The organism is Pirellulales bacterium (assembly GCA_019694455.1).
Taxonomy (GTDB): Bacteria; Planctomycetota; Planctomycetia; order Pirellulales; family JAEUIK01; genus JAIBBY01.
In genome coordinates, this window is the sequence record JAIBBY010000022.1 from 18,513 (window position 1) to 32,597 (window position 14,085).

General features: G+C 63.9%; 14 protein-coding genes. 1 reads left to right on the top strand and 13 read right to left on the bottom strand.

The window, feature by feature from the left end:
• Positions 1-2: 2 nt before the first annotated feature.
• On the top strand, positions 3-2,411 hold the full coding sequence (locus K1X71_10735) for a tetratricopeptide repeat protein (protein ID MBX7073613.1): 2,409 nt from the start codon (positions 3-5) through the stop codon (positions 2,409-2,411).
• A gap of 10 nt (positions 2,412-2,421) precedes the next feature.
• On the opposite strand, the gene K1X71_10740 is transcribed toward K1X71_10735, so the two are convergent.
• The 13 genes from K1X71_10740 to K1X71_10800 all read right to left on the bottom strand — a co-directional run bounded on the left by K1X71_10740 (position 2,422) and on the right by K1X71_10800 (position 13,922).
• Positions 2,422-2,913 carry an acetolactate synthase gene (locus K1X71_10740; GenBank protein ID MBX7073614.1) on the bottom strand — a complete coding sequence of 164 codons (492 nt, stop codon included), beginning with the start codon at positions 2,911-2,913 and terminating at the stop codon, positions 2,422-2,424.
• A 137-nt stretch (positions 2,914-3,050) separates the two neighbouring features.
• The gene (locus tag K1X71_10745; GenBank protein MBX7073615.1) at positions 3,051-3,731 is read right to left on the bottom strand and encodes a class I SAM-dependent methyltransferase; all 681 of its coding nucleotides are present in this window, start codon (positions 3,729-3,731) and stop codon (positions 3,051-3,053) included.
• An 82-nt stretch (positions 3,732-3,813) separates the two neighbouring features.
• On the bottom strand, positions 3,814-4,983 hold the full coding sequence (locus tag K1X71_10750) for a M48 family metallopeptidase (GenBank protein ID MBX7073616.1): 1,170 nt from the start codon (positions 4,981-4,983) through the stop codon (positions 3,814-3,816).
• 42 nt (positions 4,984-5,025) lie between these two features.
• Positions 5,026-6,180, bottom strand: coding sequence for a matrixin family metalloprotease (locus K1X71_10755; GenBank protein MBX7073617.1), 1,155 nt, complete (start codon positions 6,178-6,180; stop codon positions 5,026-5,028).
• A gap of 58 nt (positions 6,181-6,238) precedes the next feature.
• Entirely contained in the window at positions 6,239-7,672 is a 1,434-nt protein-coding gene (locus tag K1X71_10760; GenBank protein MBX7073618.1) for a PQQ-dependent sugar dehydrogenase, read from the bottom strand.
• A 169-nt stretch (positions 7,673-7,841) separates the two neighbouring features.
• On the bottom strand, positions 7,842-8,300 hold the full coding sequence (locus K1X71_10765; protein MBX7073619.1) for a response regulator: 459 nt from the start codon (positions 8,298-8,300) through the stop codon (positions 7,842-7,844).
• Between the two features lie 332 nt (positions 8,301-8,632).
• Complete coding sequence (locus K1X71_10770) at positions 8,633-9,172, bottom strand: hypothetical protein (protein ID MBX7073620.1); 540 nt, start codon at positions 9,170-9,172, stop codon at positions 8,633-8,635.
• 97 nt (positions 9,173-9,269) lie between these two features.
• Positions 9,270-10,073: a tryptophan synthase subunit alpha gene (gene trpA / locus K1X71_10775; GenBank protein MBX7073621.1), complete on the bottom strand. Its 804-nt coding sequence runs from the start codon at positions 10,071-10,073 to the stop codon at positions 9,270-9,272.
• Between the two features lie 90 nt (positions 10,074-10,163).
• Positions 10,164-11,366: a tryptophan synthase subunit beta gene (gene trpB / locus K1X71_10780; GenBank protein MBX7073622.1), complete on the bottom strand. Its 1,203-nt coding sequence runs from the start codon at positions 11,364-11,366 to the stop codon at positions 10,164-10,166.
• Between the two features lie 255 nt (positions 11,367-11,621).
• Positions 11,622-11,969, bottom strand: coding sequence for a type II toxin-antitoxin system PemK/MazF family toxin (locus K1X71_10785; protein MBX7073623.1), 348 nt, complete (start codon positions 11,967-11,969; stop codon positions 11,622-11,624).
• Positions 11,970-12,389, bottom strand: coding sequence for a hypothetical protein (locus tag K1X71_10790; protein MBX7073624.1), 420 nt, complete (start codon positions 12,387-12,389; stop codon positions 11,970-11,972).
• Positions 12,390-12,577: 188 nt separating this feature from the next.
• The gene (locus K1X71_10795) at positions 12,578-12,823 is read right to left on the bottom strand and encodes a hypothetical protein (GenBank protein MBX7073625.1); all 246 of its coding nucleotides are present in this window, start codon (positions 12,821-12,823) and stop codon (positions 12,578-12,580) included.
• Between the two features lie 187 nt (positions 12,824-13,010).
• Positions 13,011-13,922, bottom strand: a complete 912-nt coding sequence (locus K1X71_10800) for an alpha/beta fold hydrolase (protein ID MBX7073626.1) — start codon at positions 13,920-13,922, stop codon at positions 13,011-13,013.
• Positions 13,923-14,085 lie beyond the last annotated feature (163 nt).

The window sequence follows — 14,085 nt, forward strand, 5'->3', positions numbered from 1 at the left end:
CTGTGCCCGCCACCACCCAAAAATCCGCGTCCCGTTCCAGCGAATCGAGCCAGTCGGTCGCCGACGCGCCGCGCTGGCAGCGAATGGCGCCGTGGTTGGCCGCGGCGCTGGTGGCATTGGTTACACTGTTGGTGTTTGGCCGCGTGATCGGCTTCGACTTTTTAGGGCGCGACGACCCCGACAACATTCTGCTCAATCCGCAATTGAATCCGCCGAGTCTGCGGCACGTGGCTCGCTTCTGGCGCGAGCCGTATCTGGGGTTGTATATCCCCGCGACCTACACGTTTTGGAGCGCGGAGGCGCTGTTGGCGTGGCCGGCCGGCGAGGCGCCGCGTCGCGGCGCTCGGGTGGCATTCGACCCGCGTGTGTTTCACGCGGGCAGCGTGCTACTGCACGCGGCGTGCGCGGTGTTGGTGTTTGTCATCGCGCGGCGACTCACGCAGAGCGACCTGGCCGCCTGTCTGGGCGCCTTGCTCTTTGCGCTGCATCCCTTGCAAGTGGAGAGCGTGGGCTGGGTGACTGAAAACAAGGGGCTGCTCAGCGCCAGTTTGGGATTGGCCGCGCTGTGGCAGTATCTGCGTTTTGTGGAGGCTGGCCGCGATGCGTCCGGCCGACACGGCAAACGAAAACACGCGCGCGGCTCGGGAGGTAAGTGGTGGCATTACGCGGCGGCGACCGTGGCGTTTGGTCTGGCGCTCTTGTCCAAGCCGAGCGTCGCCGCGCTGCCGGTGATCGCCGCGCTACTGGCGCGCTATTTTCTGGATCGGCCTTGGCGCGAGATCGCGCCACCACTGGCATTGTGGTTCGCGATGGCCGCGGCCGCGCTCTTGGTCACGCGCGGCGCGCAGTCGGGGAGCGCCATCACTTTTGAGCCGCCGGCGATCGCCATGCGGCCATTCATTGCGGCCGACGCCATTTCGTTTTATTTGCGCAAGCTCATTTGGCCGGTCTGGCTTTGCCCCGATTATGGTCGCGGCGTTACGGAGCTTGCGCGGGGAAAGACGGTTTGGATCTCGTGGCTGCTGCCCGCCGCGCTGTTGGCGCTGGTCGCATGGTTGCCGAATCGGCGGCAGTGGCTGGCCTTGCTTTTAGTGTCATTGGCGGCGCTGGCGCCGGTGTTGGGGTTGGTCCCGTTTGCCTATCAAAGCGTTTCCACGGTCGCCGACCGCTATATGTATCTGGCCATGCTCGGCCCGGCGCTGGCGTTGGCTTGGTTGGTTGCGCGATCACCGCGCCGCGCGCTCGTAGGAGGTGTCGGGGCGATGCTGGGCATGCTCGCGGTTTTGAGTTTTGATCAGACAGCGGTCTGGCGAAACGGTCGCGCCTGGACCGATTTCACCTTGGCGGCGAATCCGCGCAGCGTCTACGCCCGCGAAGATCGCGCGCAGCAGTTTGAACGTGCCGGCCAGCGCGAGTCGGCGCTGGCCGAACGACGCCAGTCGGCGCTTGAGAATCCGCTGGTCGTGGAGCCGCTGTTTTATCTGGCGACTGCGCTCACAGCGGCAGGGCGGTTGGACGAGGCCGCAAGCTGTTATGAGCAAGCGCTGTCGCTGGCGCCGAACTCGCGGATTGTGCCCGCGTTTCTGGCGGAGGTGCACTTGAAAGGTGGCCGCCACGTTGACGCGGTGGCGCTGTTTCGTCGAGCGGTGCTGGGGGCCGCGCGCGATCGCAATCTGTCGGCTCAGGCCACGCGGCTTGGCGCCGAATGGATGAATCGCGGGCAGCTTGCCGAAGCGAACGAGGCGTTTACCGCCGCGATCCGCCTCAATCCGCGCTCGGTGGAGGCCGAGAACGATCTGGCCGTGGCGCTGTTGCGGCAAGGGGACGCGCGGCAGGCGCTATTGCACTGCGATCGCGCGCTGGCCATCGACTCCGAACATCCGGTCACGCTGGCCAATCGCGGCGTCTTGCTCGACACGCTGGGGCGTCGCGCGGAGGCCATCGCCAGTTTGAGAAAAGCGCTGGCGATCGATCCGTACTCGATCGACGCGGCGAACAACCTGGCCATTTCGCTGTTGCGCGACGGGAAGCCTGCCGAGGCCGTAGCGGTTTATACCGCCGCGCTCGGTCGCCAGCCCCAATGGCGCGAAGGGGCGCGGCGGCTAGCCTGGATTTGGGCCACGGCGGCCGATGCCAACTTGCGCAACGGAAAAGAGGCCGTGACGCTAGCGCATCGATTGTGCGTGGCGACCAACTTTGACGATGCGCTGGCGCTGGACGCGCTGGCCGCGGCGCGGGCCGATCAAGGCGACTTCGCGGGCGCCACCGAGGCGGCGCAGCGGGCCGTGGGACTTTTAGCGCAGCCGCAGAACGCGCGGCGACTGGCGGCCATCGAGGCTCGACTGGCGCTGTATCACAAGGGGCAGCTGTATCGAGAGCCGGCGGGCGCGTCGCTCTTGCCCCCCAACTGACGCAGCAGCGTCAATCCTCGCCGACCAGGTCGCCTTCGCTGAGCAATGTGAATCCCTTGCCGGCGAGTGTGTCGAGTCCCATCTCGATGTTGTCGACCATGAGGGCCACGGCGGGGCGCTCGCCAGGGCGCGCCAGCAGCGCGTAGGTTTGGATGATGTTCACCTCGGCCTGCAATAGCGCCGTGCAGACACGGACCAGCGGTTGGCTGACGTTGGGCAACTCGACCGCGATCAGATCGCTTTCGATCAAGGCCAGACCGGCCCGCTCCAGAATTTCGCGCCCTTGCTCGGGATGGCTCAGCACGAACCGCACAAAAGCGCACTCGGTGGCGTCGACAATCGACAGGGCGACAATCCGCACCTTGCTCCCCTCGAAGCGGCGCACCACTTCCAGTAGTTGCCCGACACGATTCTCCAGAAAGACCGTGAACTGCCGAATGGCGGGATAATTTCGCCCGCGCATCGTTTCGAATTCGGTGCCGCTAGCGCCACCATGGCTCATGGCCGTTGCCTTTGCTTTCGCCAAATTGCGGAATCTGGCCCCAAACGTTTGCGGGCTAACCACTTGAATCGGCCACCCGCAAGTTGGCCATGAGTGTACGACAGCGCTCCGCAACTGGTCAACGCGCGGGCAGCGCTTCAGCACCAGGCGAGTAGGCAGGTGGTCTGGCGGCCCGCGCGGCGCCGCAACAGTCGCACGTCCTGAAATCCGGCGTGCTGCGCAAGCTGGGCCGCGTGTTGTACCTGGGCCTCGGTGAGGCCCGGCGCTGAGAAACAAGTCGGTTTGGCCAGCGACATGCGCAGCGCCAACAGAAGCATACCGCCGGGCGTCAACACCCGCCGCGCCTCGGCCAAACCGGCCAACGGCGCTGGCCACAAGTGAAAGCTGTTCACAGCGAACACTTTGGCGAAACTGCCGTCGTCGAACGGCAAGCGGGCCGCGTCCGCCTGCCGCAATTCCACGACGCCGGCCGCGACCGCGCGGCGATTGCGCCAGCGAGCTTGCTTTAGCATCGTGGCCGAAGGATCGACGCCGGCGATTCGGCCGGGGCCCGCGCGCCGCGCAAGCATTTGCAACGCGGCGCCGGCGCCGATGCCGATTTCGAGGATTCGATCGGCCGGGTCGGGATCGAGCAACTCCACCGCCAGCCGATTCATGGGACGGTTCTTCACCGCCATGATCCAGCCCGCCGCATGTCCGACCAGGCCGCGCGGCAAGGCGAACTGCGATTGTCGCTCGGACGATCGGCGGTCGTCCCGTTCGTTTACGTCTCTCGATTTCGCCGCCGGCTGGTGGCGGTCAAACGTGGTGGTGGCCATCGCAGTCCCTACGAGCGCCATGGCCCAGAGATTGCCCCTGCTGCCAGCGTCGTGCTGGCAGCCGGGGCTTACATCCAGGCGATTACAAATCTGCTGCCGCCAGCCGCTCGCCGACTGGCGGGTGGCTGTGAAACAACAGCACCTCCCACCTATTCGGCTCGGGATCGTCTTTATTGAGGCGGGCCAATTTGCGAAAAGCGCTTTGATATGCCTCCCGCAGCCCAGTGCGAACCAGCGCGTAGCGGTCGCATTGGCGCTCAAAGTGGCGGCTGATCAGGTTTTGCAGCGGTCCGACCCCCATGAAGAACAAGGTCAGCACCAGCACCACCAGCGGCATGGCGTTCACCGGCAACTCGGCGTAGTTCAACTCGCCCGAGACACGCGTCACCCACGCCGCCAAGACCCTGTCGCACAGCCAAAAACCGGCAATGGCGAATAGCAGGCCCAGCCCAATCAACTTGTGCAGGTGCCGATGCACGTGGTGGCCAATCTCGTGGGCAAAGATCACCTCGATCTCGTCGGGGGTGAAGCCATCGAGCAAGGTGTCGCCCATGATGACGCGGCGCGTGCTTCCCATACCGGCCAACATGGCGTTGGCCTTGGCGGTTTCGTCGCTCATTTGCATGCGGTAGACCCCTTCGATCGACAGGCCGGTGCCGTGCGCCAGGCGCTCCATGCGTTCGGCGAGTACGGGACTGTCCAATCGCTCGATCTTGTAGAACAGCGGCAGGATGAGCACCGGCGCCAGTTGGCTCAAGAGCACGCTGACGACAAAAAAGCCGGCCGCCGCGGCCAGCCACCACCAGGGGCCGGTCCAGCGGATGACCCAGAACAGGGCGACGAACAGCGTGACGCTCAGCGCCACCCCGAGCGCCAGTTGCTTGAAGTGCCGCGACACCCAGCGGCCGAGCGACTGGCGGCTAAGCCCGTAGCGCTGTTCGAGCCAATGGCCCGAATAGAGCGAGAGCGGGAACGACAGGCACTCGTGCAGGGCCAGCACGATCAGAAACAATGCGATCAGCCGCAAAGTGTCGCTAGCCACGTAGTGGGCCAACCAGTGATCGAGCGGCACGGCCAAGACGAGCGCGGCGATAGTCAGATAGACCACATCCACCGCCATATCGGCGAGCCCCGCCAGCAGGTGCCTATGGCCATACTCCTTGGCCTCGGCGAGTTGTGCTGGAGTGAGCACCGCGTCGTCGCCGACCGCCGACGCCGCGTGGGGCGGCGATGAAACATCTGTCTCGGCCAAGGGAGTTTCTCCTGGTTCGTTGATGCGGGACGGCGCCGCGGCCTAGCGGGCAGCGGGAGATGTGTTCAGCTTGCGCCGCATTTCTTCGCTCAAATGCGACACGTCGCCGAGCAACATCAAGTATTGTTCGGCCGCCGGATCGCCGGGCAGGGCGCGGTTGATCTCGCTGTAGATGTTGAACAATTTGCGCCGCGTCACGGGGGTCAATTCGGTGAGTTTGCGCACATTGCCGCGCGCGCGATACTCCTCGCCGATCAAATACATGGCCAGCGCGTTGACCGGATCGAAATTGATCTGAAACGCCTTGAGCCGCGAGCGCTTGTCGCCGAGCATCGGTCGCATGACCGAATTGGGTTCGGGACTATGCACCGCGCCGAGATAATGCCCCAATTCGTGAACCAACAGTTCCAGCCGCTCGGGCTCGGCGTAATACTTGCTCCACTCGCGCAGCAGGATGTAGGGATAAAAAGCGGCGCGGGTGCCGCCCAACTTGGTGGGGCCGCGGGTGTCTTCGTACTGGCTGGTGAAGCCGATCACCAGCCTGCCTGGGGCGGGCAGCACCTCATGCTCGAACTCGGCGAGCGATTGATTGAAGTCGTTCACCTTGTCGTCGGAATCCCACGTTTCGACGGCCACTGCCTCGAAACGCATGCGGCAGACGTGTTCCAGTATCTTGGAGGCCGCGGCCAGCCGCTTGCGCACCCGCGGTTCCCATTGGTCGCGACTGGACCGCTCGTCGTCGTCCACCAGCAGCTTGACCGGAATCGTCGCCAGCCCCGGCAACCGCTTGCGCGGATGAGCGGCGCTGGTCGCGGCCGTGACTTCGCTTTCGACCTGCATCACCTGCGGAATGCCGATCTGCTCGAGATTCACGCCGCCCAGAGTGGTGTTGGCGAAATAATAGGTCGAATCTCCCTCCAGGTTGTAGTGGAGCGGATGACCAGCGGACTCGAAATCGAGGCTGATGGGAATATGCGGCAAAACAGCGATTGGCAACAGCTCGCCGGAGCCCAGGTTGAACTTGCGCGACACGGGGGTCGACTTGCCGTCGCGCTCGATCGATTGCGAAACAGAGAATGGCACGGCGGCAGCCGATCGATTCGACATCACCACCACCGTGGCGTTTGCCGCGCGCGCGCAGGCCAGCGCGATCGCCAGCATCAGGCAACTGCGCAGCCAAGCGATGCGTGCGATCATCAAGACCACCGAGTTCAAGGAGGCGATCGAACCCCGACCCCTCCATTATCGGCGCCATTCAACCAGAAGCGAGTCCCCGCCGCCGTCGCCAGCACAGCGTCCATCCGCCGGCGCCGGCCGCCAGCCAGGCCAAATGCGCGGCCGGAGGCTCGGGAATGGGAATCACGGCCGATCCTGGCTGGAAGCGATCGGCCCAAATGGTGTAGTCGGCGCCGTCGATCGCGCCATCGCGATTGAAGTCGCCGCTGTCGAAACCACCCGAGCCGTGGAAGTTATCGGCCCACACGGTGTAGTCGGCGCCATCGACCTGGCGATCGCCCGTCGCGTCTCCCAGCAGTCGGCCATCGATGCGATAGACGCTGCCGCTGAGGCTCACGACATACAACTCGCCGTTGGCGTCCTCGCCAAAGGAAGCGATCGAGCCGATCTCACCTAGTTCGCTGGTCAACTCGCGAAAATCGCTCTTCGTCGCGCCGTCGTAGCGGAACGACCAGATTCGGCCGCTGCCATAGTCGCCAAACAAGTACGTGCCGGGCAGACCCTCGATGGCGTCGCCGCGATAGACGTAGCCGCCGGTCACCGAGTAGCCGTCGTCGTGCGTGTACTCGTGAATGGGCGGGGTTTGATTAATGGTGTCGGGATCGATGCCGGTGGGGAGTGATCCTTCAAAGATACGCCAGCCAAAATTGACTCCGCCCGCCGCGCCCGCGGCGTGAAAGCTGATTTCTTCGCGTTCTCCCTGTCCCACATCGCCGATGTAGAGATCGCCCGTCGCGCGATCGAAACTGTTGCGCCAGGGATTGCGCAGGCCGTAGTCCCAGATCTCGTCGGCGCCGGTGGCGCCCACAAACGGGTTGCCGGCCGGGATGCCGTAGTTGCGCGCGGCGTCGGCGGGGAAGTCGTCGCGCGAGACATCGATGCGCAGCATTTTGCCGAGCAGGCTGTTGAGGTTCTGCGCGCGGTTTTGCGGATCGTTGCCGCTGCCGCCGTCGCCGCTGGCCACATAGAGGTAGTTGTCCGGCCCAAAGCCAATCCAGCCGCCATTGTGGTTGGAATAGGGCTGATCGATGTAGAGCAACCGGCTCTCGGTGGTCAGCGCCAGGTTGGGATTGGCCGACGCTTGATAACGGGCCACGCGCGTGTCGCCGGACCGATCGGTGTAGTTGACATAGAAGTTGTGATTGGTGGCGTAGTTGGGATCGAAGGCCAGACCCAATAGTCCCTGCTCATTGCCGGTTTGTCCCACCGCCGCGGTCAGGTCGAGAAACGGCGTCGACTGCAGGACGCCGTTTTCAATGATCTTGATCTTGCCGCGCTGCTCGACCACGAAGAGGCGCGAACTGTCGCCGGGCGGCGCGGTGACAAACAGCGGGTTGTCCAGGTCGCTGGCGACCGGAGTCGTGTAGAGCGGCGGCACAACAGTCTGGGCGAGAACAGCGGGTGCGACAAACGATAGCCCCAGGGCGAGCGCAAAAGCTCGGCGCGCAATCATGGCGGGTCTCCTCTGTCCGGTGTCCGACGGACGAAATCTGAGCAGTGAGCCCCTGCTCGACCCGTGGCGCGAATGCGCGGCCCCAAGTGTAACATGCGTCTCGCAGTGGGGCGAACGATTTCGGGGAGAAATGCTCGCCGCAGATGGCATGCGCCTCTGCCGAGACACGTTAGAGATCTTGGCTGCCGAGCGACGATGGGTTGCCGGAGATGGGGCTGTCGTGGCGCCGTGGAAATTGCTCGATAAGTTCAATGAACTCTCGAGTATTGATTGGCTTGGGCATCAATACGTCGATGCCGGCGTCCAGGCAACGCGCACGGCTATCGATCGAAACATAGGCCGTGACGGCGATGATCGGCACGTGCGTCTTGCGAGCGCGCTCCAGTTCTCGGATCTCGCTGGAGGCTTGGAAGCCGTCCAGATTCGGCATGTGCAGATCCATCAGCACCACGTCGAACGGCTCGGCTGTAAACAGATTTACCGCTTCGACACCATCTTCTGCCAAGCGCACCTGATGGCCGCGCGCTGTCAACAATCGCGTCAACAAATATTGGTTCGCCGGAGTGTCCTCTGCCACCAAGATTCGTAGCGATTCCACTGGCGGCGCCTCGTTATCGGTTGTTGTCATGGCACGTGGCGGATCAGAAGAGTCTCTAGTGGCGGCGCAACCTGCGCTTTTATCGAAAATCACCGGCCGACTCCACTTTGAGCTGCGCGCAATCCACGCGCTCGCCACCCCAAATAAGTTCATTCCTGTGCCCCCAAGATGCGGGAGAGCAAAACTTGGACCGTCGGCCTTTACCGGTGCGCCAGGGAACTGGCAAAGTCAGGCCGGGGGAGAGATGGCCACCGAACCGTCCTGTTCGGCAAGCAGTTAGGTTGTTCCCCGCCCGGGTTGAGCCAGCCGTCGCCGCTGGTTTCCAATCGTCCGCGGCGGCAGCTTGTCAACCCGAGAGCCGATCAAATCCAGAGTCGGGCGGGGGCCTCGCCGCCGCCGTCTGCCTCTTGCTCCCATTGGCGGCGAACCTCTCCCAGTCCGTAGACGCACATTTCGAACTCGCGGCTCAGCCGCTCGAGCACCTCGGCCGCGGGGGGCTCGTTGTCGGTGGGGATGGTGCTGGCGATGTGGTACGCCCGTTTGCCTTGCGCGGGATAATCGAGCAGATGATCCTTGCGATCGACGGCTTGCAGGCGGCGCAGCGCCTCGGGATAAACGCCGGACCAGAATAGAGTGAGGTCGCCGATTTGACGGTGCATGGCGCGGCGCGCGTCTCCCACGCGCTGGTCGGCCTCGACCAACATTTCGGCGACTTCTTCCAGGCGACGCCCCGCCAGGTTGCGGAGGCCATACATCGCGTCGCAGCGCGCGAACCGCACTAACAGTTCGGCCAGATAATCGATCAGCGGCGGATCGGCGACGCCCAGCCGCGACTCGAACGTCTGCTCAGCCAACCCGGCAAAGAATTTTTGCAGCGGATTCTGACTGCGATAGGGATACATCGGCAACCCTTGCGTTGGGGCCTGTTGCTATCACCCATCAGCCATAGTACGTAGCCCAATTTGGCCGGGTCAATATCGACTGATCGCCCGCCCCAGGCTACTGGGGCAGCGCGGCGATCAGGCTGGCGACATAATCGCCAATCTCGCGCAAAACGTCGGCCCGCGGACGGGTTGCCGCCTCGGCCACGCGCCGCACAATCGCCGAGCCGACAATCAGCCCATCGGCCACTTGCGCCAACTGCCGCACATGGTCGGGCGTGCTGATGCCAAAACCCACGCAGATCGGCAGATCGGTCTGGCCACGCAGCCAAGCCACATTGTCGATCAGTTCGCTCGGCAGGGCGGCGCGTTCGCCGGTGATGCCCGCCACGGAGACATAGTAGATAAAGCCGGTGGTCGAATCGGCGATGCGCAGCGCGCGCTCTCTGGTGGTGGTGGGGGTAATCAATTGAATCAGGCTGAACTCGCGGGCGCGACAGAGCGCGGCCAGCCCCTGCGATTCCTCGGCCGGCAGGTCGGGCACGATGGCGCCGGCAAGCCCCGCGCGCTGCGCCGCAGCCACGAACTTTTCGATCCCTTGCCGATAGATGATGGCGTAGCTGACCATCGCCACCAGCGGCATTGGTCTGGACAATTCGACTCGCGCGATGGCGCCGAGGATGTCGGCGACCTTGGTTTTCTTGTCCAAAGCTCGTGTGTACGAAGCCTGAATGACGGGACCATCGGCGATCGGGTCGCTATACGGAAACCCAATCTCGCACAGGTCGGCGCCGCGGCTGGCCAGCTCGCGCACTAGCGCTTGCGTGAAGTCGAGATCGGGATCGCCCGCGGTGATGAACGGCATCAGCGCCTTGCGGCGCGCGGCGCGGAGGGAGCTAAACAGATCGTCGATGGCCGGCATATCTTCGCGCTCGCTTCTGGGAGTTCGCCAACCATTTCAACTCAAGCAGCGCTGTAGCGCACGCCTTGAGCGGTTGTCATCGCTAAATAATCAAATCGATTCGCCACGCAGGCGCGCCACTTCGTACGCGTCTTTGTCGCCCCGCCCCGACAGGCACACCACGATCGCCTGTCGCGGATCGCGTCCACGGGCCAATTGCAGCGCCTCGGCCACAGCGTGACTGCTCTCGAGCGCCGGCAAAATGCCTTCGTGCCGGGCCAGGGTGCTGTACGCGGCCAGCGCGTCGTCGTCGCGGCAGGCCGTGTAACGCACGCGGCCGGTGTCTTTCCAATAGCTGTGCTCCGGACCCACGCCGGGGTAATCGAGCCCCGCGGAGACCGAATGCACATCGCAAGTCTGCCCGTCTTCGTCCTGCATCACGTAGCTGTGGCTTCCATGCAGCACTCCGGGCTGGCCAAACGACAGCGGCGACGCATGCTGGCCCGGCTCGCTGGATCGGCCGCCCGCCTCAACGCCGACCAGCTCCACCTCGCCATGTTCGACGAAGGGATAAAACATGCCCGCCGCGTTGCTACCGCCGCCCACGCAGGCGACCACCGCATCGGGGAGACGTCCGAGCTGTTCGCGGCATTGATCGATGGTCTCGCGACCAATCACCGACTGAAAGTCGCGCACGATCACCGGGAACGGATGCGGCCCTACGACCGAACCCAGAATGTAGTGAGTCGTTTCCACGCTGCTCATCCATTCGCGCATCGCCTCGTTGATGGCGTCGCGCAGCGTGCGCGATCCGGTGTCGACGGGCCGCACCTCGGCGCCCATGGTGCGCATGTTGAAGACGTTGAGGTTTTGACGGCGAATATCCTCTGAGCCCATGTAAACCACGCAATCGAGCCCGAACCGCGCACAGGCGGTGGCGGTCGCCACGCCGTGCTGTCCGGCGCCGGTCTCGGCGATGACACGGCGCTTGCCCATCCGCAGGGTCAACAGCGCCTGGCCGAGCGTGTTGTTGATTTTGTGCGCGCCGGTGTGATTGAGGTCTTCGCGTTTGAGGTAGATTTGCGCGCCGCCGGCCAGTTGGCTCAAGCGCTGCGCGTGATACAGCGGCGACGGCCGGCCGACATAGTGCCGATACAAATCGGCCAGTTCGCGCTGAAAATCGGCGTCGCGCTTTGCTAGCTCGTACTCGGCCACCAACTCGTCGAGCGCCTTGGAGAGCGTTTCTGGCACATAGCGGCCCCCGTAGGAGCCAAAGCGACCAGAGACGTCGGGAACCGAGGACGAGGCGGGCATCAGGGGGTTATCCACACTGGCGGCAGGGATTGCGCAAGGGAAACCCCGATTGTCCGCCAGCGCGTGCCGCAGGGTCAAGGCGCCCCCTGGCGCGGCAGGGCCGGCGAATCAGCGGAAAATCCGCTGATGATCGCCCTCGCTGGCACGCAAGACCCGAATCGGGCGCAGGTGGTTCGCGCCAAGGGGTAAAGCGGGTTTCTTCAACCCGCTCGCAGAACCGGGGCGAATTCGCCAAATGGTTGCCAGCAGCGACGATTAAACATGCAACGTGTCGTCGCGAATTGCATGGCGAACGGCGTCGACGATACGTTGCATCTGTGCGGCGGTGAGCCGGCCCAGAGGCGGCTTGGAGGTATTGATGTCGGCCTTGCGAAACAGCGTGATCTGATCGCAGCGTGCGACACAATCTTTGCTAAGCCCGCCTTCTCCAGCCCGAAAGAGCGCGCACCACGGCTGTTTGCCGCGCTTGTCCAGTTGTTGCGAAGTGAATGGTATCGCAAGCACCGAATGGCCGGCGTTCAGATTATCCCTGGAGACAATCACCACGGGCCGTTCTTTGCCGTCCTCGTCGGGAGGCAGGGTATAGATTTGTCCGCGTTGCACTTACCAAGGCTCCGACGCGAATCCCTCTTTTACCGCCTTGCTCGATTGCTTCAACCAGCTTCGATCCTCGAGCCGGGCGCGGACCGCATCACAGCAGGCGCGCAACTCTGACAACTGTTCTAGGTTCGTCCCGTGGTCCCAATTCGCGTCGATCCATGACTCGGCGCGCTCGCAGGCCGCCAGCCAGCGTCGATAGAGCCCTTCGATGGCTTCGTCCAAGGTGGGATCATGCGGTGTAATGCCGTGCTCCACCGCGGCGTGCAGTGATTCCTCGGCGCGACAGAGCCATTTGTGCGCTGTGATCCCAGCAGTCAAGAAGCGCTCGCAGGCCTCCGTTTCAAAATGCTCGGGCAGGATTGGATCAACCGTGTAGTCGTTGACGAACTTCTGCGCGAGACAGAGTTCATTGGAAGCAATCACGAGTTGATTCCCACGTGAAGATTACCGCGCCGAGTTCAATCGGAGGCGCGCCGCCGAACACACAGGTGTCCGCCGACATGCATCTATAATTTACTGCGCGCTCTGCTCGCGGGGCAAATCTGGCAATCGAATAGCGCGGTCGCCAGATAGAAATGGCGGCGGCGGAACGATTAGCCCGCGCCCCTGGTTCAGCTCGCGGCCGGCGCCGGGTTCTTGACGATCTCGTCGAGCGAGCGTCCCAGGCGTTTCCGGCCGGTGGTCGCAGCCGGCGCCCGTTCCGGCGCTTCGAGCGTTTTGCCTTGCCGTAGCACGGCCAGCAGTTGCTGCCCGGCGTCGTCGTTTTCGTGCGGGACGCCAATTTGCTCAATCGCGTCGGCGAAGCCCAGCAGAATGGCGCGCTTCACCCCTTCGCGAACCCACGTGTAAAAATTCATCGCTCGGCTCCTTCTGTCTGCGTCGATGGTCGCGGGCCGCGCGCGTGGCGTCCTTGCCATTGCGGCCGACCAGCGGCAATCCGACGGGCCGCAGATGATGCCGCTGGGATCAAAGCGCGTCAAGGTCGAGGTCGGGCAGCGATTGCCGCCATCAAGCTGCGAAACCTGGAGAAGCTGCGTGGCTGGTTTAGTGATGTTCGACGGGCAACTCTTCGAACCGCTCCGCCAGAAAATGGAGCAAGAGGTCGTTCACCTCTTGGAATTCATCGTGCTGCACCCAGTGGGTGGCCTCTTCCAAGAGGTGCGCGCGCACGTTGTCGCACAAGGCGGCGCTGGGCTCGACCATGTCCGCGCCGAGGAAGCGGTCTTGCGCGCCCCAGATGATCTGCGTCGGCACGCGCACTCGAATCGACTCCAGCTTGTCGGGAGGGATTCGCAGCATGGCGCGGTACCAGTGGATCATGGAGGTCATGGCGCCCGGCTGCGACCAGGCGTCGACATACTGCAGAAGGTCCGCGTCGGTGAACGACCCGGGCCGGCTGGTCCCACGTAGCCCATCGAGCGCCGATCCGTACCGCCGCAGCGACAGCAGCTTTTCGGGGAGCCAGGGCAATTGAAAGAAAAACATGTACCAACTCTTGCGCAACTGCGAAAAGCTGCGCCGCAGTTGCCGCCGCATCACAATCGGATGGGGCACATTCAAGATTGCCAGCCGATCGAGTCGCTGAGGATAGCGCATGGCCGTCCACCAGCCGACGGCCGCGCCCCAATCGTGCCCTACCAGACTGCAGCGCTGCCGTCCGCAGGCGTCGATCAGTCCCACCACATCGCGCGCCAAGAGGTCGATGGCATAGTCGCGGACCCGGCCCGGCTTGTCGCTGGTGTTGTAGCCGCGCTGATCCGGCGCCAGCACTCGATAACCCGCCGCCGCCAGCGGACCGATCTGGCGCCGCCAGCCATACCAGAACTCGGGAAATCCGTGTAGCAAGATGACCAGCGGCCCATCGGTGGGGCCCGCCTCGACCACGTGCAAGCGGACGTCACCGGTCGACACCATCGATTCGCGTAGATCGGCGGGCAGTTCCTCGTTGCGCGTCATGGCTCAATTGGCTCGTTTATGGCGTACTGTGCGGGCAATTAGCGTGGAAAGTTTAACACGCCACTCGTTGGCGGCCACCGGTTGCCTGGAAGGCTCGGCAATCGACGGGCGGTCGGGCTTCTGCAAATCCCGGCAGGTTGCTAAGCTCCTACCCTATTTTGCC